Source organism: Streptomyces goshikiensis (genome assembly GCF_014650555.1).
GTDB classification, from domain to species: domain Bacteria; phylum Actinomycetota; class Actinomycetes; order Streptomycetales; family Streptomycetaceae; genus Streptomyces; species Streptomyces goshikiensis.
Genome location: NZ_BMVE01000011.1, coordinates 228,374 through 254,085 on the forward strand (window position 1 = coordinate 228,374; position 25,712 = coordinate 254,085).

Genomic DNA, 25,712 nt, shown 5'->3' on the forward strand with positions numbered 1-25,712 from the left:
CAAGCCTACTGGCCCGGGGACCGGAGCACTCCGTGAGGTGGGCCGTACGCCGTTCCTCCCTCAGCCCAGCAGCTGGTTCTGCAGGATCACCGTCTGGTGGAAGGGAACGGCCGCCACCGCGTCCTTGCGGCTCTGCAGGATCACGGCCTGGACGTCACCGGACTGGATGCACCCGGCCTTGACCTGCTCGTCGCCGACCGGCGGAACCTCCTCGAAGAGCTGGCGCTCGTTGCTGTCCGGCGCCGACTGGGCCAGCTTGGCCTTGCTCCAGTCGGGATCCGCGTCGATCCGGTTGACTCCGCTGAGGTTCATGTCGCGGCCGCAGCCGGTGAAGGCGTTCACGAAGCCGGACGAGTGGAAGCGCAGCAGGTAGACGCGGGTGCGGGTGCCGTCGGGGGTGGTCCAGCCGCGGCCCACGATCTGGCGCAGCCCCTCGTCCGTGAACGCCTGCTTCATCTTCTCGCGGGCGGTCGGCTCGTACTCCTCCAGGAAGGTGTCCACGGCCACCACGGAGTCCTTCTCCAGCTTCAGCTTCGCGTCCGGCGCGGCGCCCCGCGGGGCCGGCAGGAGCAGCTGGGTGAGGCCGGCGTAGTGGATGCCGTCCGCGTTGTCCGCGGCGAAGGGCACGGCCGCGCCGGGGGGCGGGGTCGGCCTGACGAGCGCGGGGTAGTCCCAGCGGCCGTCGGACCGGGTGGAGAGCCCGGGGACGTCGGTGCGGTCGGACCGGACGATCCCGTACGCGCAGGCGGCGCCGACGGCGGCGAAGACGACGACGGCGGCCGTCCAGCGGAGCGCCGCGAACAGCCTCCGCCGGTCCTTCGGCGCGGGCGCGGCGGGCGCCGGAGCCTCGGGGGCCGGGGGCGTCGGTTCGGTCGGGGTTCCGGTGGTGTTCTGCTCGGTCACGCGGACTCCCCGGGGGACTTCAGGTGGCTCATCTGGTTCCGGAAGAACTGGACGGCGGTGGGCTGGGAGAGCGGCTTGGGCCCGTACGCGCGGAAGGTGACCATCACATCGCCTTCGACGGCCACGCAGAAGACCGATTCGATCTTCGCTTCCTTCTTCTCGCCGACGGTGAAGAGCCCGCACTTGGCGTCGGGGAACCCCTCCACCTTCGGCGCCTCGCGCCCGTCCTTGAGCTGGTCGAGCACCTTCTTGGACACCTCGGAGAACTTCCCCACGGCCTTCGGGTCCGCCTGCATGATGCGGACCTCGGCGACCATCTTGGCGCCGTCCCTGTCGGCGTACGTCCGGCCGGCGAGGCCCTTGAGCTTCAGCTCCGCGAACATCTCGTCGCGCTTCTTGCGGTCGCTGCTGGAGAGTCCCTTGCGGGACTCCTTGAAGCCCTCGACGGCCTTGTCGCCGGCGATGAAGAAGTTGTTGCCGTCCGCGTCCAGGTCGGGTCCGAGGACGTAACCGGGCGGGACCGGCAGCAGCTTGCCGGAGAGCTCGTTGGCGGGGACGGCGTCCGGCGTCTTGCGGAGCGGCGCGGACTTGCCCGCCGCCTCCCAGTAGCGGGTCGGCGTCTCGCGGTCAGCCTCGGCGAGCGCGGACCGCGCCCACACGCCGGCGCCGGCGAGGACCCCGAGGACGACGACGCCGGTGACGAGGGCGGCCACCCGGCGCCGACGGCCGGGGCGTGCGGCAGGGGTCTCGACGGCGGGGGGCGCGGCCGCGGGGGTCTCGACGGCGGGGGTCTCGGTCGCTGGAGTCTCGGTCACAGTCGCTCCAGCTGTCGCTTGGCCAGGTCGATGACGTCGCGCTCCGCGATCTTGCCGCGGTTGTCGTAGTAGTCGATGTCCATGACGACGTCCCCCCGGCGGGCGATGGCGCGCGCCCCGCGGACGGGGAGGTAGCCCGGCGTCTCCTCGGCCTTGGAGTCCACCCAGACGCGGCCCAGGTCTCCGGACAGGCCCGGGACGGCGACGCCGTCGTTGCCCGCGCGGTCCTTGTCGGACATGTAGGCGGACTGCTGCACCTGGTAGTCGTCCGCCCCTGAGCGGTTCTGGAACTGAAGCAGCCGGATCTTGACGAACACCTTGTCGTCCTGGGCCCACACGGTGGAGGCGACCCGGCGGAAGCCGGTCTGCACCAGGTTGGTGAGGGCCCGGTCCGGGGCCGTGAAGAACTCCGCGGCGAACGCGTCGGCGGGCTCGTAGCCCGTGCCCGCGACCTTCGCCCCGCCGGGGGCCTCGACCAGCAGCTTGGCCAGGTCGTCGTCCGTCTTGTGCCAGCGGTTGGCGTTGATCGTCTTGCTGGTCGTGGTGTCGTCCGGCGCGAGTGCCTTGGGCCCGGCCGGCAGCGGCTGTGCCAGCGGCGGCAGCGGGGTGGGCTCGCGGTCGTACTGGACGGCGTACCCGGCGACCGTGCCGGCGAGGACGCCGAGCACGGCGGCTCCGGCGATCAGGAGCGTGGTGCGGCCCCGGCGGCGGCGCGGGAGGGCGGATGCGGTCTCCGGGTCGGTCCCTCCCCCTTCGCGCGCCTCGGGAATGATCTGTGCGTGTTCCAAAAGAGAGTCCCCCACACGGCTGTGCGCACCGGGTGTGGATACCCGGGCACACACATGACCCACCCCGGCGGAACCCGGTTGTACGCGCCCTCATCACGGTTTGGTGTAGGGGCCCGTCAGTCTTCGTGGCGTCGTTTTCCGTCCAGTTCGTCCCACCACTCGTCGGACTTCTGATCGCCGGAGGGGTCGTCCCACCAGCGGTCTTCCGGTCCGCGCCGGTTCGCGACCATCGCGGCGACCGGGGGGATGACCATGGCGACGACGCACAGCGCGACGGCCGCCTCCACCGACAGGAGGCGCACGAAGGTCCAGGCGGAGACGAAGAGGAACAGGCATCCGCCCATGAGCAGGAAGTAGACGCGGCGACGCCGGGCGTACATGCCTCCAGGGTAGAGCCGCCGGTGCCCGGCCGGAACGGCACGGAGGGCCGCACCCCGTTCCAGTGGCGTCCAACCCCCTGGGGTGCGGCCCTCCGGCCGGTCGTTCAGCGCGCGCGGCGCACGCGGGCGGTTCAGACCGCGATCGCCACGTCCGTCACTCCGCCGGCCTGGGCGACCACGACGGCGCGGTCGGCCTGCGCGCCCGGGACCAGCGCCCGCAGCGTCCAGGTGCCGGTGGCGGCGTAGAAGCGGAACTGGCCGGTCGCCGTGGTGGGGACCTCGGCGGTGAACTCGCCGGTCGAGTCCAGCAGGCGGACGTAGCCGCTGACGGGCTCGCCGCCGCGGGTCACCTGACCCTGGATGGCGGTCTCACCGGGCTTGAGCGTGGCGAGGTCGGGCCCGCCGATCTGTGCTCCACACATGTTCTCTGTCCTGTCCTGGAGGGGTCGTACTGCCTACGGGGCGTCGCGTGCCCGGGAGTTACTTGTTGGCGCCGAGCTCGATCGGCACGCCGACGAGCGAGCCGTACTCGGTCCAGGAACCGTCGTAGTTCTTGACGTTCTCCTGGCCCAGGAGCTCGTGCAGCACGAACCACGTGAGCGCGGAGCGCTCGCCGATGCGGCAGTAGGCGATGGTGTCCTTCGCCAGGTCGACCTGCTCGGCCTCGTAGAGGGCGGTCAGTTCTTCGTCCGACTTGAAGGTGCCGTCGTCGTTGGCGTTCTTCGACCACGGGATGTTGCGGGCGCTCGGCACGTGGCCGGGGCGCTGCGACTGCTCCTGCGGGAGGTGGGCCGGGGCGAGCAGCTTGCCGGAGAACTCGTCGGGCGAGCGGACGTCGACCAGGTTGAGCGAGCCGATCGCGGAGACGACGTCGTCGCGGAAGGCGCGGATGGAGGCGTCCTGGGCCTTGGCCTTGTACTGGGTGGCCGCCCGGTTCGGGACGTCCTTGCCGTCGACCAGGTCGCGGGAGTCGAGCTCCCACTTCTTGCGGCCGCCGTCGAGGAGCTTGACGTCCTGGTGGCCGTAGAGCTTGAAGTACCAGTAGGCGTACGACGCGAACCAGTTGTTGTTGCCGCCGTAGAGGACCACGGTGTCGTCGTTGGAGATGCCCTTGGCGGAGAGGAGCTTCTCGAAGCCCTCCTGGTCCACGAAGTCGCGGCGGACCGGGTCCTGGAGGTCCTGCTTCCAGTCGATCCGGACGGCGTTGGTGATGTGGTTCTTGTCGTACGCGGACGTGTCCTCGTCCACCTCGACGATCACGACGTTGGCGTCGTTCAGGTGGGCCTCGACCCAGTCGGCGTCTACGAGGACGTCGCTGCGGCTCATGGTGTTCTCCTCCGGGGCAGTGTGCGGCGGGGCGGTGCTGGTGCTGCTGCGGGGTGGCGCTGGTGCGTACGTCTCCGGATCGCGCTCCGAGCCTGTGCGGGGACGCGTCAGGGGCGGAGGCGGGAGTCGTCACGCGGGAGGGCCCAAAGGGCCGTCGTCCGGTCGATGGAGCGGGATCCGTCGGGGGCAGTCTCCGAGTTCCGGGGCGCGGAGTCTCCGATGCCGCACGCGACGCGCTCGGCTGTCACATGGATCGACAGAGCATGGCGGCGACGCGACACAGGTCTACTGCCCGCCGCTTCGTGAGGTCCGCCTGCTGATGCTTCATAGCCATGGATCGTAGGGACGAATCGGCCGCCCTGTCACCGGCGTGTCATATATCGAGACAGGATCGTCCGGATAGTGGGATCAGAAGACCCGGAGGGGCCGCGGGGCCGCCCCCGGGGCACCTCCCGGCGGTCCGGCCATCTGCGGATCGGACCACTCCGTCTCACGATCCGGCCAGGGACACGTCCTTACCGGCCAGCGTGAGGTGGACGCCGCTCTCGTCCGAGGTCAGCGCGGACAGCTGGAGCCCGCTCGGCAGGCCCTCGTCGAGGCGCCGGTCGAAGTCCGTCTTCTTGCGGATCATGCCCTCGATCCCGGGGATGCCCTCACCCGGAACCTGGTCGGCGCGCACCCGCACGACCTTCTCGCCGTTCGCACCCTTGGCCCCCGGGGCGTCCACGAGCGTGACGGTCGACACCACGCTGCGCGTGACCTTCTTGCCGAGCACGTCCACCGTGGCGGTCACCTTCACCTTGCCCGGCGCACCGCCGTAGGTCAGGGTCACGCCGTTCTGCGAGGCCTCGGTGAGGTCCGCGTACGTGAGGAGCGCGGTCCCCTCCGCCCGCTCGGCGGTCCCCCCGCTGTAACTCCCGTTGAGCTTCACCCCGCGGAAGCTGGCGTCGACCTGCGAGAGCCGCGTCTTGCGGCCGTCGGCGGTCGCCTCGACGTCCTTGAGCCTCAGGTCGACCTGGTCGAGGTCGTGGCTGAGCGCCTGCGTCAGGAAGGGGAATCCGTGGATCTCCACCTCCGCGCCGCCCACCTGCCCCGGCCGCGCCTGCTGTATCCGCTCGGCCAGCCGGTTCTCGGCGTAGCCGACCGCCCAGCGGTCGGCGCCCGCGAACAGCGCCCCCAGGATCACTCCGATGATCACAACGACACGCAGTGCACGCACGTGTCCCTCCCCCTGTAGATCGATACGTGCGCCCTAGTGGACCACGCCGTGACCGTGCCGTGACCTTGGGGGTGGACGGACCGGCGGCGCACCGCCGGTCCGGACCCGCGGGCCGCGGCCCTCAGGCCACCACCCGTCCGATGAGGTACACGGCGGGCGCGGCCACGGCCAGCGGCAGCGCGACCCCGGCCGTCATGTGCACGAACTTGGACGGGTAGTCGTACGCGGCCACCCGCAGGCCGACCAGCGCGCACACCCCGGCGGCCAGGCCGAGCAGCGCCCCGCCCGCCCCGATGCCGGTGAGGGTGCCGAGGGCGATGCCCGCGCCGGCCGCCGCGGCCAGCGAGACGCCGACGGAGGGCGCGGTGGGCAGCGGCAGCGCACGGGCGAAGACGGCCACCGCGACGGCGGCGGCGCCCACGCTGACGGCCTCGGACTCGGCCGCCAGGTAGCCGGCGCAGACGATCGCGAGGGCGGCCGAGGCCACGGAGGCCATCAGGCCGTACATCCGCTCGTCGGGATCCGCGTGGCTGCGCAGCTGGAGGACCAGCGTGAGCAGCACCCAGGCACCGAGGGTGCCGATGATCGCGCCGGGTCCGTACTCGTGGTCCACCGCGAGCACCGCGACGTCGGAGACGAGGGCTCCGAGGAAGGCGAGGGCGATCCCCTGGCGGGCGGGCCACATGCCGTTGAGGCGGAACCAGCCGGCGGCCGTCAGGCCCTGGAGGGCGATCAGCGGCACCAGCAGGGCGTACTGGCCGAGGGCGGCGGCCACCGCGAGCAGGATCCCGAGCGCGGCGGTCAGCAGCGCCGGCTGCGGACCGGGGTCGATGATGGGCGAGCGGCCCTCGGCGCGGGCCTGGGCCGGGTCGACGGCGCGCAGCGTGTTGCCGCCCAGCGTGGGCGGCGAGTACTCGGCCCGCTCGGCGCTCTGCGCCGCCGGGGCGGCCGGCTGCGCGGGCGCGGCGGTCTGCGGCGGGAGGTAGGCGGTCTCGGCCCACTCCTGGCCGGGGGCCGGGGCGGGCGCCGCCGGTGCGCCGTCGCGGAACCAGGCGTCGGGCGCGGCCGACTGCGGCTGCTGCGGCTGCTGGTACGGCTGCGGCTCCTGGTACGGCGGCAGGTACGTGGTCTCGGCGGAGGCCTGGGCGGGTGCGGGGGCCTCCTCGCGGAACCAGCTGTCGGGCGCGGCCGTCTGCTGCTGCGGCGACTGTGGCTGCTGCGGCTGCTGGTACGGGGCCTGGTACTGCTCCTGGTACGGAGGCAGGTACGCGGTCTCGCCGACCGCCTCCGGCCACGGCGCGGGGGCCTCGTCGCGGAACCAGCCCTCGGGCGCCGCGGGCTGCGCCGGCTCCGCCGGCCGCCCGGGGACGCCGCCCAGCGGCGGGTGGACCGGCTGGTAGCTGGTGTCCCAGGTCTCCGACTGCCAGGTCTGGGTCCCGTACGGGTCCTGCTCCGGGGGCCGCTGCTGCTGGTTCTGCTGGTTCTGGTGCTGCTCTTCGGGAGTGCTCATCGGCTTCCGCTCACCCGCCCGCGAACGGCGGGAGCACCTCGACGGTGCCCCCCTCGCTCAGCAGGACGGCATCGTGCGGGCGCTTGCCCACAGGCTCGTCGTTCACGAGGAAGGAGCAGCGCAGCAGGACTCGGGTCAGCTCCCCGGGGTGGCGTTCGCGCACCTCGTCGAGGGCCTCGGCCAGTGTCCGCGCCGAGTACGGCTCCTCCGCCGTCTTGGCCGCGGCCTTGGCCGCCGCCCAGTAGCGGATGGTTCCGGTTGCCACTGCAGCTCCTATCGTCGGCTCTCTACCGTCGGCGTCCATCATGAACCCTCCGGCCGGCCGGCCCGGCGTGCCTCCGCCCGGCCCGCGCCTGCCGGGGCGCCCCGACCGGAGCACCCGCCAAGCCGCCGATCCGGTGAAAACGGGGCATAGCCTGATATCGGGCGTGGCGTGAACCACAGAACAGGGACGGAGAGACCTCGGCCCGGAAAGGCGCGGTGGGCTATTCTGGCGGCGTAGAGGATCCGGGCAACGTAGCCCCCGGGTCCTTTTGTGCTTTCAGACCGTTGAACGGAACGAGAACACTGGTGCCGATCCGGGCCTCAGGGCGCGGGGCCGGAGGGGCACCGGGCAGGACGCAGCGCACGGGCAGGACGCGGCGCGCTGCGAACGTACGAAGCAGTACCGCGAAAGTCCTCGACGGGACCGAGGAGGAACCGACGTGATGGACCAGCGAACCGTGCAGAACCGTCCGACTTGGGCAGGTGTTCGGGCATGAGCTCACTCCTGCTGCTGACCAACGCCCTGCAGCCGTCGACCGAGGTGCTGCCCGCCCTCGGCCTGCTGCTGCACAACGTACGCGTGGCGCCCGCCGAGGGGCCGGCCCTCGTGGACACCCCCGGCGCCGACGTGATCCTCATCGACGGCCGCCGCGATCTGCCGCAGGTGCGCTCCCTGTGCCAGCTGCTGCGCTCCACCGGGCCCGGCTGCCCGCTGATCCTCGTGGTCACCGAGGGCGGGCTGGCGGCCGTCACCGCCGACTGGGGCATCGACGACGTCCTCCTCGACACCGCCGGTCCCGCCGAGGTCGAGGCGCGGCTGCGGCTGGCCACCGGCCGCCAGCAGCTCGGCTCGGACGACTCCCCGATGGAGATCCGCAACGGCGACCTCTCGGTCGACGAGGCGACGTACTCGGCGAAGCTGAAGGGCCGGGTCCTCGACCTCACCTTCAAGGAGTTCGAGCTGCTCAAGTACCTCGCGCAGCACCCGGGCCGGGTCTTCACGCGCGCCCAGCTGCTCCAGGAGGTCTGGGGCTACGACTACTTCGGCGGCACCCGGACGGTCGACGTCCACGTACGGCGGCTGCGCGCGAAGCTGGGCCCCGAGCACGAGTCGCTGATCGGCACGGTCCGCAACGTCGGCTACCGCTTCGTCACGCCGGAGAAGGTGGAACGGGCCGCGGCGGAGGCGGCCGCGCAGGCGGAGCGGCAGGCGGCCGCGCAGAGCGCCCGGCAGGCCGCGGCGTCCGTCACCCGGACGGAGGAATCACCCGCGATCGTCCCGTCCGGAGGACGGCCTGCCCAGAGGTAGGTCACCCCGCGTAGACTGCCGCGCGTGGCCAAGGTGACGCGGGATGACGTGGCGCGACTTGCGGGTACCTCTACCGCCGTCGTGAGCTATGTCATCAACAACGGACCCCGGCCGGTTGCCCCGGCCACGCGCGAGCGTGTACTCGCCGCGATCAAGGACCTGGGCTACCGCCCGGACCGGGTCGCGCAGGCGATGGCGTCCCGGCGCACCGACCTCATAGGCATGATCGTCCCGGACGCCCGGCAGCCGTTCTTCGCGGAGATGGCGCACGCGGTCGAGCAGGCCGCCGCCGAGCGCGGAAAGATGGTGCTGGTCGGGAACTCCGACTACCGCGACGAGCGCGAGGTCCACTACCTGCGGGCGTTCCTCGGCATGCGGGTGTCCGGGCTGATCCTGGTCAGCCAGGGCATGAGCGAGCGGGCCGCCTCGGAGATCGAGGCGTGGGACGCGCGGGTGGTGCTCCTGCACGAGCGCCCGGAGGCGATCGACGACGTCGCGGTCGTCACGGACGACATCGGCGGCGCCCAGCTCGCGACGCGGCACCTGCTGGAACACGGGCACGCGTACGTGGCCTGCATCGGCGGCGTCGAGAACACCCCCTCCGTCGGCGACCCGGTCGCCGACCACGTCGAGGGCTGGCGCCGGGCCATGCAGGAGTCGGGCCGCTCGACCGAGGGCCGGCTCTTCGAGGCCCCGTACAACCGCTACGACGCGTACACCGTCGCCCTGGAGGTCCTGGCCAGGCCGGACCGCCCGACGGCCATCTTCTGCGCCACCGACGACCAGGCGATCGGCGTCCTGCGGGCCGCCCGCGAGCTGCGGATCGACGTGCCGGGGGAGCTGGCCGTGGCCGGCTTCGACGACGTCAAGGAGGCGGCCCTGACGGACCCGCCGCTGACGACGATCGCCTCGGACCGCCCCGCCATGGCGCGCGCCGCGGTGGACCTGGTGCTGGACGACGGCCTCCGCGTCGCCGGCTCCCGCCGGGAACGCCTGAAGCAGTTCCCGTCGGCCCTGGTCATCCGCCGCTCCTGCGGCTGCCGCTGACCCACCGTCCCCACCGGCTCCTCGGCCGGTGAAGGGCGGGCCGGGGACGGTCCCGCGGGGCGCCCGCGGCCGGGCTCGCTTATATCCGGCATACACGGTTCTGTCGGGCTTCTCAGCGGGCGCTCAGGAAGCTCTCATCATTCGCGAGCAGAGTCATAGCCATGACCGAGAGCTTCCGCCGCGAAGGCGAGTACCCGCAGCACCCGCAGGAGAACTCCCCGGCCCAGCCCGCGCCGTTCGGCGACGACTGGCAGCGCGGACGCGACCGGCTCGCCCAGGACGCCGCCTACCCGCCGCCCCCCGCCTACGCCCCCGGCTGGCACGAGGCGCACGAAACGCACGAGGCCCACGAGACACACGAGGCTCACGCGGCGCACGAGCTGCACGGCCCGCCGGCCGGCCCGGCGCACGCCGCCCGCGCCAAGCGCCCCGTCACCCTCCTCGCCACCGTCGCCCTCGTCGCCGCCCTCGTCGGCGGCGGCGCCGCCGCGGGCGTCGAGCAGTTCCTCGGCGACAAGGCCCCCGCAGCCGCCGGCGGCTTCCCCGGCACCAACGTCTCCCAGTCCAGCACCGGCTCGGTCGCCGGCGTCGCGGAACAGGTCAGCCCCTCCGTCGTCCGCATCGACACCCGCACCGCCCAGGGCACCGGCACCGGCTCCGGCATCGTCCTCACCGCCGACGGCGAGGTCGTCACCAACAACCACGTCGTGAGCGGCGCCGCCCAGATCCAGGTGACCATGAGCGACGGCAAGAAGTACGAGGCCAAGCTCGTCGGCACCGACCCCGGCAAGGACCTCGCGCTCATCAAGGTCCAGGGCGCGAGCGGCCTGAAGCCCGCCAGGCTCGGCGACTCCGACGGCCTCAAGGTCGGCGAGCAGGTCGTCGCCATCGGCTCCCCCGACCGCCTCACCGGCACCGTCACCAGCGGCATCGTCTCCGCGCTGAACCGCGAGGTGAACGTCCCGAAGTCCGAGGAGCGCACCCCCCAGAACCGCCAGAACCGCCAGGGCTCGGGCGGCGGCGGCTGGCCCTTCTCGTACGACGGCCAGGAGTTCAACGGGGACACCGGCTCGGACACCACCTCGTACAAGGCCATCCAGACGGACGCCTCCCTCAACCCCGGCAACTCCGGCGGCGCCCTCGTCAACCTGAACGGCGAGATCGTCGGCATGCCCTCCGCGATCTACTCCCCCTCCAGCGAAGGCTCCACCGCGGGCAGCGTCGGCCTCGGGTTCGCCATCCCGGTGAACACCATCAAGGCCGACCTGGAGTCCCTCCGAGGCGGCAGCGGCGGCACCGGCGCCTAGCCTGTAACCCCGACCGCACCCCGCACCCCGAAGGACCGAGATGACCGCCGAAGGCGACCCGCAGCGCATCCTCGTCGTCGACGACGAACCGGCCGTCCGCGAGGCCCTGCGCCGTAGCCTCGCCTTCGAGGGATACGGGGCACAGACCGCCGTCGACGGCCTCGACGCCCTCGACAAGGCGGCCTCGTACGCCCCGGACCTGATCGTCCTCGACATCCAGATGCCCCGGATGGACGGCCTGACGGCGGCCCGCCGGCTGCGCTCCGCCGGCAGCACCACCCCGATCCTGATGCTGACCGCCCGCGACACCGTCGGCGACCGCGTCACCGGCCTCGACGCGGGCGCCGACGACTACCTCGTCAAGCCCTTCGAGCTGGACGAGCTGTTCGCCCGCGTCCGCGCCCTGCTGCGCCGCAGCGCTTACGCCGCCCCGGCGGCCGGCAGCGCCGAGCCCGAGGACGCGCTGACCTTCGGCGACCTCCGGATGGACCTGGCCACCCGCGAGGTCACCCGGGCCGGCCGCCCGGTGGAGCTGACCCGCACCGAGTTCACCCTGCTGGAGATGTTCCTCGCGCACCCCCGCCAGGTCCTGACCCGCGAGCAGATCCTCAAGACCGTCTGGGGCTTCGACTTCGAGCCCAGCTCCAACTCCCTGGACGTGTACGTGATGTACCTGCGCCGCAAGACCGAGGCGGGCGGCGAGTCCCGTCTCGTCCACACCGTGCGCGGGGTGGGCTACGTACTGCGCGCCGGGGAGAGCGGTCCCGAGTGAGCCCCGTCGCCCGGTTCCGCGCCCTGCCCCTGCGGTCCCGCCTCGCGCTGCTGGTCGCGGTCGCGGTGGCGGTCGCGGTCGCCGCCGTCGCCGCCGTCTCGTGGGTGATGGTGCGCACCCAGCTGCGCGACCAGCTCGACCGCTCCCTGATGGCGACCAACCCCAACGCCCAGGTCGTACGGGTGCTGCGGGAGGGGTGCGTCACCGCGCCCGCCCGGCCGACCCAGGAGATCGCGGGGAACCTGAACGCGACCGTCCAGATCGTCACCGCCGACGGCGGCCACTGCTGGGTGGGCGGCCTGTCCACCCTCCCCGTCACCCCGGTCGACCGGGCGGTCGCCGCGGGCAAACGCCTGCCCACCCTGCACGACGTGACGACCACCGACGGCACCGCGATGCGCGTCTACACGCTGACCGCGCAGACGAACGGCCAGCTGTTCGCGATCTCCATCGCCAAACCGCTCGCCGACATCGACGACCCGCTCTCCACCCTGGCCTGGGTGCTGATGCTGGTCAGCGGGATCGGCGTGGTCGGCGCCGGCGCGGCCGGCCTGTGGGTGGCCCGGACGGGACTGCGGCCGGTCGACGAGCTCACCGACGCCGTCGAGCACATCGCCCGCACCGAGGACCTCACCGTACGGATCCCCGTGGAGGGCGAGGACGAGATCGCCCGCCTCTCCCGGTCCTTCAACGCGATGACGGCCGCGCTCGCCTCCTCCCAGGAGCGGCAGGCGCAGCTGATCGCCGACGCCGGGCACGAGCTGCGCACCCCGCTGACCTCCCTGCGCACCAACATCGAGCTGCTCGCGCGCAGTGAGGACACCGGCCGGGCCATCCCGCCCGAGGACCGCCGGGAGCTGCTGGCCTCGGTGAAGGCGCAGATGACCGAGCTGGCCTCGCTCATCGGGGACCTCCAGGAGCTCTCCCGCCCGGACGCGCACGGCCACGGCCCGCTCCAGGTGGTCGCCCTGCACGAGGTGACGCGCAGCGCCCTCTCCCGCGCCCGGCTGCGCGGCCCCGAGCTGCGCTTCACCGACGAGCTCGCGCCCTGGTACGTACGGGGCGAGGCGGCGGCGCTGGAGCGGGCGGTGGTCAACGTGCTGGACAACGCGGTGAAGTTCAGCCCGCCCGCCGGCACGGTCGAGGTGTCGCTGCGGGCGGGCGAGCTGACCGTACGGGACCACGGGCCCGGCATCCCGGCCGAGGACCTGCCGCACGTCTTCGAGCGGTTCTGGCGTTCCTCCTCGGCCCGCGCCCTGCCCGGCAGCGGGCTGGGCCTGTCGATCGTGGACCGTACGGTGCGCCGCGCGGGCGGCAGCGTGGAGCTGCGGGCGGCCCCGGACGGCGGCCCGGGCACGGAGGCGGTGCTCCGCGTCCCGGGCGCCCCGGCGCCGCCGCCGGAGCAGCCGTCAGTTGTGCCGGATCAGTGAGGACACCAGGCCCGACCGGGTGTTCGGGAAGTCCATCGGGACGATCCCGAGCCCGGTGCGTCCGGCCAGCTCCCCGCCGTCGACGAAGCCGTGCACCTGCGGGCCCAGCCGGTCGGAATTCCAGCGCGGCGGCATGTAGGCGGCGGTGCTGACGTAGTTCACGAACAGCTTCCCGGGCTGCTGGACGGCCTTGCGGAAGTGGTTCTCGATCCGGCCCCGCTTGGCGAAGGGCTCGGTGTTGTAGTCGTCCTGGATGTCGAAGACGTTGCCGTCGCCGTAGCGCAGGCCGGGCAGACCGCCGTTGTCGGCCAGCAGGACCACCTTGCCGCGGGCCTGGCCGAGGGTGGGCAGCGCGTCCCCGATCCGGAAGAGCGGGCGCCAGCCGCGGTGGTCGAGGTAGTCGTCGAAGACGGCCCGGAAGGTGGCGTCGCTCTCCCCCGAGTACTCCTGCTTGACGCGCATCAGCACCGTCTCGGACGGGTGCGCGGCGAGGAAGTTCCAGCAGGCGACGAGGACGTCGCCGAACATCAGGTCCTGGAAGAACGCCGCGTGGTGGATCGCGAAGGAGCCGCCGGTGACGCGGCAGCGGACGTCCAGGAACCGTATCCCGGAGTCGAGCTGCTGGGCGATCGAGGTGTTCTGACAGGCGACGTAGAGCCCGCCCTTGGTGGCGCCCGAGTCGTGGGTGCCGGGGATGGTCATCCGCTGGAGCGCGGTGGCGTCCGGGAGCCCGGCCATCCAGTCCTGCGTGCCGAGGGTGCGGGCCGACGCCGTCCCCGCCGCTCCTAGCCCCGCGGCCGCGCCCGCCGCCATCGCCCCGACCAGAAATGCCCGACGATCCAGTGCCATGCCCGCCCCTTTGCGTGCCCGGTGATGGACTCCCAGCCTCCGCTGGGGTGCTGCCTCCGGGATTCTGGCGTGCGGGGCGCGGCTTTACTACCCTCCGGTAGCGCTCAGCTTTCGAGCAACTCGGCCATGGCGCGGAGCCCTTGGGCGAGTTCCCGTCCGGTCGGCGCCTGCCCGGGGTCGGTCAGCGCCTGCACCATCACCCCGCTCAGCAGGGCGATGTGGAACGACCCGAGGGCGCGTACGTCCTCCTCCGCGACCGCGTCCACGGGGACCCCGCGCAGCTGCGCGGCCACCATGCGCCGGGCCTGGCGCTGGTTCTCGGCGAGGGGCGCGAGCAGCTCGGGCGAGGACTGCGCGTGGACGAAGGCCTCGACGGAGGCGGTCCACAGCCAGCGCATCTCGCCGAAGTCCCGGATCTTGCGGTCCCAGGTGTCGGCGTAGCGCTCCTCGGCGGTGTCGCCCTCGCCGGCGAGCCGGCCGGACCCGGCGGCCCACTCGTCCATGGCGGCGGACAGGGCCAGGTTGAGCAGGGCGTCGCGCGAGCCGAAGTGGTAGCCGATGGCCGCCATGCTCACGTTCGAGGCCGCCGCGATGTCGCGCACGGTCGTGCGGAGGTAGCCCTTCTCCTCCAGGCAGCGGCGCGCTCCGGCCAGCAGGTCCTCGCGATTTCCCATGCCGGGATCGTATCCGCGCCCCGTTTTGGGCAAGTGCCCAAAACGAACGTATTGCGCAACCGCCCAAATCCTGTCAGGCTCGTACCCGTACCGGTAACCGCACCGTCACCGCAGGACACGGACACACAGGGGAGAGCGGAACATGCGCCACACGCTGACGATCGACGGCCGCACACTGTCGTACCTGGACTTCGGGGGCACGGGCCGTCCGCTGCTCGCCCTCCACGGGGGCATGTCCGAAGGCCTCGCCTTCGCCGGGCTCGCCGAGACCCTCGGCGGCGGGTGGCGGGTGATCGCCCCCGACCAGCGCGGGCACGGGGACTCCGACCGGGCGCCCGACTACCGCCGCGAGGGATACCTCGCCGACGCCGTCGCGCTGCTCGACCACCTCGGCCTCGACGCCCCCGTCGCGGTCCTCGGCTACTCCCTCGGCGGTTTCAACGCCTACCACTTGGCCGCCGCCCACCCCGGCCGGGTCTCCGCCCTCGTCAACGTGGACGCCACCGTGGAGATCGACCCCGACACGGCGAGCGGGCTCTTCGGCTTCCTGCGGGGCATGCGGTACACCGCCGCCACCCGCGAGGAACTCCTCGCCGCGGCCGGGCCGGCGGGCTCGCCCTTCGTCGAGCAGGCGCTGCGGCCGCTCCCCGACGGGGGCTGGCGGCTGCCGTTCCACCCGCAGGACATGCTCGACTCCGCCGAGGCCTGCCGCGGCGACCACTGGGACGCCTGGCTCGGGAGCGACTGCCCGGCGCTGCTGGTCCACGGCGCCCAGAGCCAGTCCCTCCGGCAGGACACGGCCGACGCGATGGTCTCCCGGCGGCCCGGGACCTCGTACGCCCCCGTGGCCGGGGACCACTTCCTGCCGTTCACCCACCCCGGGGAGTTCCACGGGGCCGTCGCGAAGTTCCTCGGCGGGCTGTGAGAACGCCGAAGGGGCGGCGGGCCGGGAAGGCCCACCGCCCCTTCGGGCGTGCTCTACGCGGGTGTTACTTGACGACGGTGATGCGGTCCGCCGCCGGCGGGGCGATCGGGGACGCCTCGGTGGACTTCGCCAGGTAGGCGTTGAAGGCCTCCAGGTCGGGCACGCCGACCAGCTTGTTCTTGTGGTCCTTCAGTACGGTGAAGCCGTCACCGCCGCCCGCGAGGAACTCGTTCATCGCGACCCGGTAGGTCTTGGCGGGGTCGATCGCCGCGCCGTTCAGCTTCACCGAGTCCACGACGATGCGGTCCGCGCCCGTCTTCGTCATGTCCAGGGTGTAGGTGAAGCCCTTCGAGACCTGGAGGATCTTCGGGTTCGGGCCGTTGACCGTGCCGCTGACCTGCTGCTGGAGCGCGGTGATCAGCTGGGCGCCGGTCAGGTCCACGATGTTCATCAGGTTGTTGAACGGCTGGACCGTGTAGGACTCGCCGTACGTCACGACGCCGTCGCCCTCGGCGCCCGCGGCCTTGTAGGCCAGGTCGGCGCGGATGCCGCCCGGGTTCATGATGGCCAGCTGGGCACCGCCCTTGGCGGCCGGGGCCGTGGCCTCCAGCTGGGCGTCGGCGATCAGGTCGCCGAGCGGCTTCTCGGGAGCCTCGGAGCCGCGGCCCGCGATGTCCGCCGAGATGAAGCCCATCGGGCGGCTGGCGACCGGGGCGGCCAGCGCGTTCCAGCGGGTGATCAGCTCGGTCATGTCGGGCGCCTTGGGCAGGTCCCGGCTGACGATCTTGTTGACCGGCTTCGGCGCCACGGCCGCCGTACGGACGATGTCCTTGGTCTGGCGGTCGTACGTCAGCGTGGTGTCCGTGAACAGGCGGCCGTACGAGGCGGCCGAGGTCACCATGCGCGGGTTGCCCGCCGGGTCCGGGATGTTGCAGGCGTACGCCTGGTGGGTGTGGCCGGTCACCAGCGCGTCGACCTTCGGGTCCACGTTCTTGGCGATGTCCACGATCGCGCCCGAGACGCCGGCGCCGGCGCCCGGGACGTCACAGTCGTAGTTGTAGGCGCCGCTCGCGGGCAGGCCGCCCTCGTGGATGAGCGCGACGATCGACTTGACGCCCTGCTTGTTCAGCTCCGCGGCGTACTTGTTGATCGTCTCGACCTCGTCGCCGAACTTCAGGCCCTTGACTCCGTCGGCGGTGACGACGTCCGGCGTGCCCTCCAGGGTGACGCCGATGAAGCCGATCTTCACGTCCCCCTTCTGCCAGATGAAGGTCGGGTTCAGCATCGGACGCTTGGTCTTCTCGTCCGTGACGTTCGCGGCGAGGTACTTGAACTCGGCGCCCGTGTACTCCTTGCCGGACTCGAAGCAGCCGTCGACCGGGTGGCAGCCGCCGTACGCCATGCGGCGCAGCTCGGCCTTGCCCTCGTCGAACTCGTGGTTGCCGACGCTGGTGACGTCCAGCTTCAGCTTGTTGAGCGCCTCGACGGTCGGCTCGTCGTGGAAGAGACCGGACAGCATCGGGCTGCCGCCGATCATGTCGCCGGCCGCGGCGGTGACGGAGTACTCGTGGCCCTTGCGGGCCTCGCGCAGGCCGGTCGCGAGGTACTCGACACCGCCCGCGGGTATGGCCTTGGTGGTGCCGTCCGCCTGACGTTCCGTCACGGTGCCCGAGGAGCCCTGCGGGGCCTCCAGGGTGCCGTGGAAGTCGTTGAACGACAGGAGTTGCACATCGACGGTCCGGCTCTTGGCGGCACCGCCACCACTCGCGGCCCCGGCCGGCAGTGCGGCGGCGACCATCGCCCCGGCCCCGGCCGTGACGGCGAGGGCGGCGAGGGTCAACCGGCGGGCTCGGCGGTTCCGTTGTGGCGTCGCTGACATTTAGTCCCCTTATGTGACAGCGGTAAAACATGGAGGTCCGCCGCAGCCTATGGTCAACGCGCGTAGCACGACAGGGATACCGGGTATCGAGCTGGTTACATGCACAAGTCGGTTCCCCGCCAAACAGTTCGGATCCGGACGGATCCGCCCCAGGGGCAACACTCCCGCGCCCCCGTCACGGTCGTACGCTCGTGGCATGACTGACGCAGCAGCGGCCCCCGAGCCGGGACGGCAGATTGTGACCCTCGACGAGCTGACGGAGGAACAGGCCGCGGCCGTACTGACCCTGATCGAGGAGGCGGCCCGTACGGACGGCACCACCGCCGTGTCCGAACAGGGCCGGCTCCAGCTGCGCGGCGGACCGCGCGAGGGGATCCGGCACCTCCTGCTCACCGACGGGGGCCGGCTCTGCGGATACGGGCAGCTGGAGGACACCGACCCGGTGGAGGCGCCCGCCGCCGAGCTCGTCATCCACCCGGCGCTGCGCGGGCGCGGCCACGGCCGGGCGCTCGGCCAGGCGCTGCTCGCCGCCTCCGGCAAGCGGATCCGGGTGTGGGCGCACGGCGGCAAGTCCGCCGCCCGCCACCTCGCCCAGGTGCTCGGGCTGACCCTCTTCCGCGAGCTGCGCCAGCTGCGCCGCCCGCTGGGCGCGCAGGCGGCCCCGCTGCCCGATCCGGCGCTCCCGGCCGGCGTGAGCGTCCGCACCTTCGTGCCCGGCGCCGACGACGCGGCCTGGCTCGCGGCGAACGCGGCCGCCTTCGCCCACCACCCCGAGCAGGGCGCGCTGACGCAGCGGGACCTCGACGACCGGATCTCCCAGCCCTGGTTCGACCCCAAGGGCTTTTTCCTCGCGGAGCGCGACGGGGAGCTCGTCGGCTTCCACTGGACGAAGATCCACTCGGCGGAGCGGCTCGGCGAGGTCTACGTGGTGGGCGTCCGGCCCGGCGCCCAGGGCGGCGGCCTCGGCAAGGCCCTCACCGCGATCGGCCTCCGGCACCTCGAAGCGGCCGGCATGCCGACGGCGATGCTGTACGTGGACGCCGACAACCCGGCCGCGCTCGCGGTCTACGAGGGCCTCGGCTTCACCACCCACGAGGTCGACCTCATGTACCGCACCGAAAGCTGACCCGCCCCGGCACCTCCGGGCTGGATTCCGTCCGGAACCGGACTGAATCCAGCCCGGCCCGGGCCCCGGCGGGTACCGGCCGGGCCCCCGGGGACCCATTTGGGGGCATCGGGGGCACGGGAGCCGCGCGCACTGCGCATTTCGTGCGCCACCCGGACCCTGGAAGCCACACACCATTAACCGGGCATTCAGACGGCCTTGCGACTCTCCCCCCATGCACCCCCGACTCCGCCTGACGGCCGACACTTCCGACGCGCCTGTCCTGCCGCGCGCGCGGAAGAATGGAGTCATGAGCCACAAGTCCAGCGCCGGCCCCACCGAGGTCCCCGCGCAGCACCCGTCTCACACGTCGGCCGCGGCCTCCGCGTCGCCCTCGGCCCCCGCCACCGCGCGCATCGGATCCATAGCCGCGCACCGGCCCCACGCCGATCTCGATCCCGACCTCGACGCCGATCTGGACGCCTACGAGGACAAGGGCGACGGCGAACTGCCCCCCGGCCGGTTCCTCGACCGCGAACGCAGCTGGCTCGCCTTCAACGAACGCGTCCTGGAGCTCGCCGAGGACCCGACGACCCCGCTGCTGGAGCGCGCCAACTTCCTGGCCATCTTCGCGAGCAACCTCGACGAGTTCTTCATGGTCCGCGTGGCCGGCCTCAAGCGCCGCATCGCGACCGGCGTCGCCACCCGCTCCGCCTCGGGCCTCCAGCCCCGCGAGGTGCTGGACCTGATCTGGACCCGCTCCCGCGAGCTCATGGCCCGGCACGCCGCCTGCTACCAGCAGGACATCGCCCCGCAGCTCGCCGAGGAGGGCATCCACCTCATCCGGTGGCCCGACCTCACCGAGAAGGAGCAGGCCCGCCTCTTCACGCTGTTCCGGAACCAGATCTTCCCGGTGCTGACCCCGCTGGCCGTGGACCCCGCGCACCCCTTCCCGTACATCTCGGGGCTGTCGCTCAACCTGGCCGTCGTCGTCCGCAACCCGGTCAGCGGCCACCGCCACTTCGCCCGGGTCAAGGTCCCACCGCTCCTCTCCCGCTTCCTGGAGGCCTCCCCGCAGCGCTACGTCCCGCTGGAGGACGTCATCGCCGCGCACCTGGAGGAGCTCTTCCCCGGCATGGAGGTGCTCGCGCACCACATGTTCCGCGTGACCCGCAACGAAGACCTCGAAGTGGAGGAGGACGACGCCGAGAACCTGCTCCAGGCCCTGGAGAAGGAGCTCATGCGGCGCCGCTTCGGCCCGCCGGTGCGCCTGGAGGTCGAGGAGTCCATCGATCCCGGCGTACTGGACCTCCTCGTGCAGGAGCTGAAGGTGTCCGCCGCCGAGGTGTACCCGCTGCCCGGCCCGCTGGACCTGACGGCCCTCTTCGGGATCTCCTCGCTGGACCGGCCCGAGCTGAAGTACCCGAAGTTCGTCGCCGGCACGCACCGCGACCTCGCCGAGGTGGAGTCCGCCTCCGCGCCCGACATCTTCGCCGCGCTGCGCGAGCGCGACGTCCTGCTGCACCACCCGTACGACTCCTTCTCCACCTCGGTGCAGGCCTTCCTGGAGCAGGCCGCCGCCGACCCGGACGTCCTCGCGATCAAGCAGACGCTGTACCGGACCTCCGGCGACTCCCCGATAGTCGACGCCCTGATCGACGCCGCCGAATCCGGCAAGCAGGTCCTCGTCCTCGTCGAGATCAAGGCCCGCTTCGACGAGCAGGCCAACATCAAGTGGGCCCGCAAGCTGGAGGAGTCCGGCTGCCACGTCGTCTACGGCCTGGTGGGCCTCAAGACGCACTGCAAGCTGTCGCTCGTCGTCCGCCAGGAGGGCGACACGCTGCGCCGCTACTCGCACGTGGGCACCGGCAACTATCACCCCAAGACCGCCCGCCTGTACGAGGACCTCGGCCTGCTCACCGCCGACCCGCAGGTCGGCGCGGACCTCTCCGACCTGTTCAACCGGCTGTCCGGCTACTCGCGCCGCGAGACCTACCGCCGGCTGATCGTCGCCCCGCGCTCGCTGCGGGACGGGCTGATCGCGCGGATCGACAAGGAGGCCGACCACCACCGGGCCGGCCGCCCCGCGTACGTACGGCTGAAGATGAACTCGATCGTCGACGAGGCCCTGATCGACTCCCTCTACCGGGCCTCCCAGGCGGGGGTCCCCGTCGACATCTGGGTCCGCGGCATCTGCGCCGTGCGCCCCGGGGTCCCCGGCCTGTCGGAGAACGTCAGGGTCCGTTCGATCCTCGGCCGCTTCCTGGAACACTCCCGGGTCTTCGCCTTCGGCAACGGCGGCGAACCCGAGGTGTGGATCGGCAGCGCCGACATGATGCACCGCAACCTCGACCGCCGCATCGAGGCGCTGGTCAGGGTCGCGGACCCGGCCCACCGGGCGGCACTGGACCGGTTGCTGGAGACGGGCATGTCCGACGCGACCGCCTCCTGGCACCTCGGCCCGGACGGCGAGTGGACCCGGCACAGCACCGATGCCGAGGGCCAGCCGCTGCGGCACGTACAGGAGATGCTCATAGACGCGCGGAGGCGCCGGCGTGGCTCAGCCAAACCATGACCTGACGGCAGGTACCGCAGGCGATGTGCTGGGCGCGTACCTGCGCGCCCAGGCCACCGCGTTCCTGCGGGCGCTGCGCCTGCACGACGAGAGCGGGGCCCACGGCTCCGACTCGGCGGAGGGCACCGAGGCGGCGCGCGGCCTGCGGGGGGCCGCGCGCCGGATCTCGGGCTCGCTGTCCACGTTCCGGGTGGTGACCGACTCCGCCTGGGCCGACGGGCTGCGCACCGAGCTGGTGTGGCTGTCCTCGACCCTGGCCGACGAGCACGCCCACGGGGCCCGGCTACAGCGCCTGATGGAGGCGCTGCACCGGCTCTCCGGCACCCCCGAACTGCCGTCCCCGCGGGGCTCGGCGGGGGCGCTGACGGTGGGCTCGGCGCGGGCGGGCGCCCTGCTGGAGCGCCAGCTCACCCTGGCCCGTACGAGGGCCCACTCGGCGACCCTCCAGGCGCTCGGCTCCTCCCGCTTCCACGCCGTCGCGGACGCGGTGGCGGTGCTGGCCTCGGAGGTCCCGCTCGACGCGGTCGCGGCGCGCGGGCGGGTGGACGAGGTACTGGTCCCGCTGGCAACGGTGGCCGAAACCCGGCTGTCGGCGGCTGTCGCCGCGCTCCCGCTCCCGGCGGGCACCCCGTACTCCCCGCACGAGGACGGCGCCTGGCACGAGGTGCGCCGGCTGCTGCGGGTCCACCGGTACGCGCGGGAGGCGCTGGGCGAGGACGTCACCCGCCTCGCGTCGGCGGGCTCGGCCCTGGACCGCCACCGCGACGCCGCCGAGGCGGCCGCCGCCTCCGCGACGGCGGCCCGTACCCCCCGTATCGCCCCGGCCACGGCCTACGCCCTCGGCGTCCTGCACGCCGACCAGCGCCACGAGGTCGAAGCCTCCCGCGCGGCCTTCCAGGACCTCTGGCAGCCCGCGCCGGTCTGATCCGGGAGGGGGTGGTGCGGGCGTACGCCCGTCCCACCCCCCGCTCCTTTCGCCCCCGACCAGACCGGCGAAATCCGGCCACCGGCGGGGAGCGGAAGGTCACGCACCGATAACGGCGGGATAACGGCAGATGACGCCCTGGAACAAAAGCCCCCTTCCGCACCGGGCCGTCCGCCACGGTTCACCGTCCGTTCACCAAGCGCCGTCGACGGCTTCACCTGATCTGCCTAATTTCGGCAGTGCACGGTGCGAGCCGCGACGAAAACCGCCGGCCCGCACCCCGCCACCCCGTAGTCCTCTTCGCACGCCGCCCCGACACAGAAAGCGGCCGGCGGCTTCTGGAAGGAACACCCGAAAGTGAAGCTTCAGCGCAAGAACATGCTTCGTGCCTCCGCCCTCGGGGCGCTTGTCGTGTCCGGCGCCCTGGTCCTCACGGCGTGCGGCTCGGACGACAACACGAAGACCGCCGACGGCGCGACCAAGGCCTCGGCGCCCGCCGCCGGCGACGTCAAGTGCGACGACGCCAAGGGCAAGCTGCTCGCCTCGGGCTCCTCCGCCCAGAAGAACGCCGTGGACCTGTGGGTCAAGAACTACATGGCCGCCTGCTCGGGCGTCGAGGTCAACTACAAGTCCTCCTCCTCCGGTGAGGGCATCGTCGCCTTCAACCAGGGCACCGTGGGCTTCGCCGGCTCGGACTCCGCGCTGAAGCCCGAGGCCGTCGAGGAGTCGAAGAAGATCTGCACCGGTGGCCAGGGCGTCAACCTGCCCATGGTCGGCGGCCCGATCGCCCTCGGCTTCAACGTCTCCGGCGTGGACAAGCTGAACCTGGACGCCGCCACGATCGCCAACATCTTCAACGACAAGATCAAGAAGTGGGACGACGAGGCGATCAAGAAGCTGAACCCGGGCGTCACGCTCCCCTCGACCCCGATCCAGCACTTCCACCGCTCCGAGGACTCCGGCACCACCGAGAACCTCGGCAAGTACCTCAAGGCCACCGCCGGTGACGCCTGGCCGTACGAGGCCGCGAAGAAGTGGCCGGCCCCGGGCGGTCTCGGTGCCTCCGGCTCCGCGGGCGTGGCCACCCAGGTCAAGCAGGTCGACGGCGCGATCGGTTACTTCGAGCTCTCCTACGCCAGCGCCCAGGGCATCAAGACGGTCGACCTGAACACCGGTGCCGCCGCCCCGGTCAAGGCCTCCTCCGAGACCGCGTCCAAGGCCATCGCCGCCGCGAAGGTCGCCGGCACCGGCTCCGACCTGGCCCTGAAGCTGGACTACACCACCAAGGCCGAGGGTGCGTACCCGATCGTCCTGGTGACCTACGAGATCGTCTGCGACAAGGGCAACAAGGCCGAGACGCTCCCGACCGTGAAGTCCTTCCTGAACTACACCGCCTCCGACGCGGGCCAGAAGGTCCTCTCCGAGAACGGCTACGCCCCGATCCCGGCCGAGATCAACGCCAAGGTCCGCGAAGTCATCAAGTCGCTCAGCTGATCCAGAACCTCTGGTCCGGGCCGCCCCCGTCCGGGCGGCCCGGACCCGAGGACCCTCCCCCTCCACCCGGGGGATCCGGTGCACCGCCGCCAGGGGGCCTGCCCCCCATCCAGACCGGAAAGATCATGGCTTCCACCACACCCACCCGCATAGACACGGCTCCGCCCGTCTCCAAGAGCGGAAGGTCCACCGGCCGCGCCGGTGACAAGATCTTCGCGGGCCTCTCCAAGGGCTCCGGCATCCTGCTCCTGGTGATCATGGCGTCGATCGCCGTCTTCCTCACCTACCGCGCGTCGATCGCACTGTCGAAGAACGAGGGCAACTTCCTCACCACCTTCGACTGGAACGCATCCGCCACGCCCCCCGTCTTCGGCATCGCCGTCCTGCTCTTCGGCACCGTCGTCAGCTCGATCATCGCGATGGCCATCGCGGTTCCGATCGCCGTCGGCATCGCCCTCTTCATCTCGCACTACGCGCCGCGCAAGCTGGCCGCCCCCCTCGCCTACGTGGTCGACCTGCTGGCCGCCGTGCCGTCGATCATCTACGGCATCTGGGGCGCCCTCTTCCTCGTACCGCAGCTCGCCGGCCTCAACCTCTGGCTCGACGAGTACCTGGGATGGACCTACGTCTTCGACAAGACGCAGGTCGGCGTCGCCCGCTCGCTCTTCACCGTCGGCATCCTGCTCGCGATCATGATCCTGCCGATCGTGACCAGCGTCAGCCGCGAGGTCTTCCTCCAGGTCCCGCGCATGAACGAGGAGGCCGCCCTGGCCCTCGGCGCGACCCGCTGGGAGGTCATCCGGATGTCCGTGCTGCCCTTCGGCCGCTCCGGCGTCATCTCCGCCTCGATGCTCGGCCTCGGCCGCGCGCTCGGCGAGACCATGGCCGTCGCGACCGTCCTCTCCCCGAGCTTCCTGATCTCCGGCCACATCCTGAACCCGGGCGGCGGCACGTTCGCGCAGAACATCGCCGCGAAGTTCGACGAGGCCAACGAGTTCGGCCGCGACGCCCTGATCGCCTCCGGCCTCGTGCTCTTCCTGCTCACCCTGCTGGTCAACGGCGCCGCCCGGCTGATCATCGCCCGTCGCAAGGACTTCTCGGGGGCGAACGCCTGATGAGCCACGCACTCCAGGACCAGCGGCCCGCTCCGGCCCGCAAGTCCCCCGCACCCGCCGGCCTCACCCGGGGCGGCCTGCCCCGCTGGGCCCCGGCCGGCATCGCGGTCCTCTCGATCGCCCTCGGCTGCGGCATCGGCCTCGTCGCCGATCTGCACAGCAAGATCCAGTGGGGCCTGATCGCCTCCCTCCTGTTCATCGGGATCACGTACGCCGCCAGCGCGGTCGTCGAGAACCGGCGCCAGGCCAAGGACCGGGTGACGACCTCCCTCGTATGGGTCTGCTTCGTCCTCGCGGTCATCCCGCTGCTCTCGCTGATCTGGACCACCGTCAGCCGCGGCATGAAGGTCCTCGACGGGGACTTCATCAGCCACTCGATGAACGGCGTCACCAGCTTCGAAGAGGGCGGCGGCGTCTACCACGCGCTGCTCGGCACCATCGAGCAGATCGCCCTGGCCACCCTGATCGCCGCGCCGATCGGTCTGCTGACCGCCGTCTACCTGGTCGAGTACGGCCGGGGCTCGCTCGCCAAGGCCGTGACCTTCTTCGTCGACGTCATGACCGGCATCCCCTCCATCGTCGCGGGCCTGTTCATCCTGACGACCTGGAACCTGGCGCTCGGCTTCGGCCCCTCCGGCTTCGCCGGCTCGATGGCCCTGTCGATCCTGATGATGCCCGTCGTGGTCCGCTCCACCGAGGAGATGCTCAAGCTCGTCCCGAACGAGCTGCGCGAGGCCGCCCTCGCCCTCGGCGTGCCGAAGTGGCGCATGATCCTCAAGGTCGTCCTCCCCACGGCCATCGGCGGCATCGCCACCGGCCTGATGCTGGCCGTCGCCCGCATCGCCGGCGAGACCGCTCCGATCATGCTGCTGGTCTTCGGTACCCAGCTGATCAACAACAACCCCTTCGAAGGTGCCCAGTCCTCGCTCCCCCTGTACATCTGGGAGCAGTACAAGGTCGGCAGTGACGCCTCCTACGACCGGGCATGGGCCGCCGCGCTCGTCCTGATCGCCTTCGTCATGATCCTCAATCTGGTGGCCCGCGGCATCGCCCGCTGGAAGGCCCCGAAGACCGGTCGCTGACGCGACCAATGAAAGCGAA

General features: G+C 72.0%; 25 protein-coding genes. 12 read left to right on the top strand and 13 right to left on the bottom strand.

What is annotated here, in order from left to right; genetic code table 11:
- Positions 1 to 60: 60 nt before the first annotated feature.
- From IE248_RS27700 to IE248_RS27740, 10 genes are all read right to left on the bottom strand, one after another.
- The gene (locus IE248_RS27700; protein WP_190032025.1) at positions 61 to 903 is read right to left on the bottom strand and encodes a hypothetical protein; all 843 of its coding nucleotides are present in this window, start codon (positions 901 to 903) and stop codon (positions 61 to 63) included.
- Positions 900 to 1,718 (bottom strand): hypothetical protein, encoded by an 819-nt coding sequence (locus IE248_RS27705; protein ID WP_190032026.1) that lies wholly within the window; start codon positions 1,716 to 1,718, stop codon positions 900 to 902. The genes IE248_RS27700 and IE248_RS27705 overlap by 4 nt, the downstream gene beginning before the upstream one ends.
- Positions 1,715 to 2,506 (bottom strand): hypothetical protein, encoded by a 792-nt coding sequence (locus IE248_RS27710; RefSeq protein ID WP_229895563.1) that lies wholly within the window; start codon positions 2,504 to 2,506, stop codon positions 1,715 to 1,717. Before IE248_RS27710 ends, IE248_RS27705 begins: the two co-directional genes overlap by 4 nt.
- Positions 2,507 to 2,622: 116 nt before the next feature.
- A complete protein-coding gene (locus IE248_RS27715; protein WP_037794038.1) occupies positions 2,623 to 2,886 on the bottom strand; it encodes a DUF3099 domain-containing protein in 264 nt (87 codons plus the stop codon).
- Positions 2,887 to 3,017: 131 nt separating this feature from the next.
- The gene (locus tag IE248_RS27720; RefSeq protein ID WP_008742393.1) at positions 3,018 to 3,308 is read right to left on the bottom strand and encodes a DUF1416 domain-containing protein; all 291 of its coding nucleotides are present in this window, start codon (positions 3,306 to 3,308) and stop codon (positions 3,018 to 3,020) included.
- A 58-nt stretch (positions 3,309 to 3,366) separates the two neighbouring features.
- Positions 3,367 to 4,212, bottom strand: coding sequence for a sulfurtransferase (locus tag IE248_RS27725; protein ID WP_008742392.1), 846 nt, complete (start codon positions 4,210 to 4,212; stop codon positions 3,367 to 3,369).
- A 244-nt stretch (positions 4,213 to 4,456) separates the two neighbouring features.
- Complete coding sequence (locus IE248_RS38610; protein WP_350875872.1) at positions 4,457 to 4,546, bottom strand: Ms5788A family Cys-rich leader peptide; 90 nt, start codon at positions 4,544 to 4,546, stop codon at positions 4,457 to 4,459.
- A gap of 156 nt (positions 4,547 to 4,702) precedes the next feature.
- Entirely contained in the window at positions 4,703 to 5,431 is a 729-nt protein-coding gene (locus tag IE248_RS27730) for an LmeA family phospholipid-binding protein (RefSeq protein WP_008742391.1), read from the bottom strand.
- 121 nt (positions 5,432 to 5,552) lie between these two features.
- On the bottom strand, positions 5,553 to 6,941 hold the full coding sequence (locus tag IE248_RS37680; protein WP_229895564.1) for a hypothetical protein: 1,389 nt from the start codon (positions 6,939 to 6,941) through the stop codon (positions 5,553 to 5,555).
- A gap of 10 nt (positions 6,942 to 6,951) precedes the next feature.
- A complete protein-coding gene (locus IE248_RS27740; protein WP_008742389.1) occupies positions 6,952 to 7,206 on the bottom strand; it encodes a MoaD/ThiS family protein in 255 nt (84 codons plus the stop codon).
- A gap of 492 nt (positions 7,207 to 7,698) precedes the next feature.
- Here IE248_RS27740 and IE248_RS27745 point away from each other — a divergent pair, with 492 nt between their 5' ends.
- The 5 genes from IE248_RS27745 to IE248_RS27765 all read left to right on the top strand — a co-directional run bounded on the left by IE248_RS27745 (position 7,699) and on the right by IE248_RS27765 (position 13,070).
- Complete coding sequence (locus IE248_RS27745; protein WP_073799657.1) at positions 7,699 to 8,514, top strand: response regulator transcription factor; 816 nt, start codon at positions 7,699 to 7,701, stop codon at positions 8,512 to 8,514.
- Between the two features lie 24 nt (positions 8,515 to 8,538).
- A complete protein-coding gene (locus tag IE248_RS27750) occupies positions 8,539 to 9,561 on the top strand; it encodes a LacI family DNA-binding transcriptional regulator (protein WP_037797835.1) in 1,023 nt (340 codons plus the stop codon).
- Positions 9,562 to 9,722: 161 nt separating this feature from the next.
- Positions 9,723 to 10,868: a S1C family serine protease gene (locus IE248_RS27755; protein WP_190032027.1), complete on the top strand. Its 1,146-nt coding sequence runs from the start codon at positions 9,723 to 9,725 to the stop codon at positions 10,866 to 10,868.
- 40 nt (positions 10,869 to 10,908) lie between these two features.
- Complete coding sequence (locus IE248_RS27760) at positions 10,909 to 11,640, top strand: response regulator transcription factor (protein ID WP_073799660.1); 732 nt, start codon at positions 10,909 to 10,911, stop codon at positions 11,638 to 11,640.
- Complete coding sequence (locus tag IE248_RS27765) at positions 11,637 to 13,070, top strand: sensor histidine kinase (RefSeq protein WP_037797836.1); 1,434 nt, start codon at positions 11,637 to 11,639, stop codon at positions 13,068 to 13,070. Before IE248_RS27760 ends, IE248_RS27765 begins: the two co-directional genes overlap by 4 nt.
- On the opposite strand, the gene IE248_RS27770 is transcribed toward IE248_RS27765, so the two are convergent.
- Positions 13,050 to 13,919, bottom strand: a complete 870-nt coding sequence (locus IE248_RS27770) for a phosphatidylinositol-specific phospholipase C (RefSeq protein ID WP_037797837.1) — start codon at positions 13,917 to 13,919, stop codon at positions 13,050 to 13,052. The two genes, IE248_RS27765 and IE248_RS27770, sit on opposite strands and share 21 nt — an antisense overlap.
- Before the next feature lie 104 nt (positions 13,920 to 14,023).
- The gene (locus IE248_RS27775; protein ID WP_037794026.1) at positions 14,024 to 14,593 is read right to left on the bottom strand and encodes a TetR/AcrR family transcriptional regulator; all 570 of its coding nucleotides are present in this window, start codon (positions 14,591 to 14,593) and stop codon (positions 14,024 to 14,026) included.
- A gap of 142 nt (positions 14,594 to 14,735) precedes the next feature.
- On the opposite strand from IE248_RS27775, the gene IE248_RS27780 reads away from it, so the two are divergent.
- Entirely contained in the window at positions 14,736 to 15,518 is a 783-nt protein-coding gene (locus tag IE248_RS27780) for an alpha/beta fold hydrolase (protein ID WP_190032028.1), read from the top strand.
- 64 nt (positions 15,519 to 15,582) lie between these two features.
- Here the strand turns inward: IE248_RS27780 and IE248_RS27785 are convergent, their stop codons facing one another.
- Positions 15,583 to 17,397, bottom strand: coding sequence for a bifunctional metallophosphatase/5'-nucleotidase (locus tag IE248_RS27785; RefSeq protein ID WP_073799662.1), 1,815 nt, complete (start codon positions 17,395 to 17,397; stop codon positions 15,583 to 15,585).
- Positions 17,398 to 17,593: 196 nt separating this feature from the next.
- Here IE248_RS27785 and mshD point away from each other — a divergent pair, with 196 nt between their 5' ends.
- The 6 genes from mshD (at position 17,594) to pstA (ending at position 25,693) form a co-directional block, all read left to right on the top strand.
- A complete protein-coding gene (gene mshD, locus IE248_RS27790) occupies positions 17,594 to 18,523 on the top strand; it encodes a mycothiol synthase (protein WP_073799663.1) in 930 nt (309 codons plus the stop codon).
- Positions 18,524 to 18,812: 289 nt separating this feature from the next.
- Complete coding sequence (locus IE248_RS27795) at positions 18,813 to 21,077, top strand: RNA degradosome polyphosphate kinase (protein ID WP_008742377.1); 2,265 nt, start codon at positions 18,813 to 18,815, stop codon at positions 21,075 to 21,077.
- On the top strand, positions 21,058 to 22,002 hold the full coding sequence (locus tag IE248_RS27800; RefSeq protein ID WP_073799664.1) for a CHAD domain-containing protein: 945 nt from the start codon (positions 21,058 to 21,060) through the stop codon (positions 22,000 to 22,002). The genes IE248_RS27795 and IE248_RS27800 overlap by 20 nt, the downstream gene beginning before the upstream one ends.
- A 357-nt stretch (positions 22,003 to 22,359) precedes the next feature.
- Positions 22,360 to 23,496, top strand: coding sequence for a phosphate ABC transporter substrate-binding protein PstS (gene pstS / locus IE248_RS27805; protein ID WP_073799665.1), 1,137 nt, complete (start codon positions 22,360 to 22,362; stop codon positions 23,494 to 23,496).
- Positions 23,497 to 23,621: 125 nt separating this feature from the next.
- Positions 23,622 to 24,611: a phosphate ABC transporter permease subunit PstC gene (gene pstC, locus IE248_RS27810; protein WP_073775232.1), complete on the top strand. Its 990-nt coding sequence runs from the start codon at positions 23,622 to 23,624 to the stop codon at positions 24,609 to 24,611.
- A complete protein-coding gene (gene pstA / locus IE248_RS27815; protein WP_008742372.1) occupies positions 24,611 to 25,693 on the top strand; it encodes a phosphate ABC transporter permease PstA in 1,083 nt (360 codons plus the stop codon). The genes pstC and pstA overlap by 1 nt, the downstream gene beginning before the upstream one ends.
- Positions 25,694 to 25,712 lie beyond the last annotated feature (19 nt).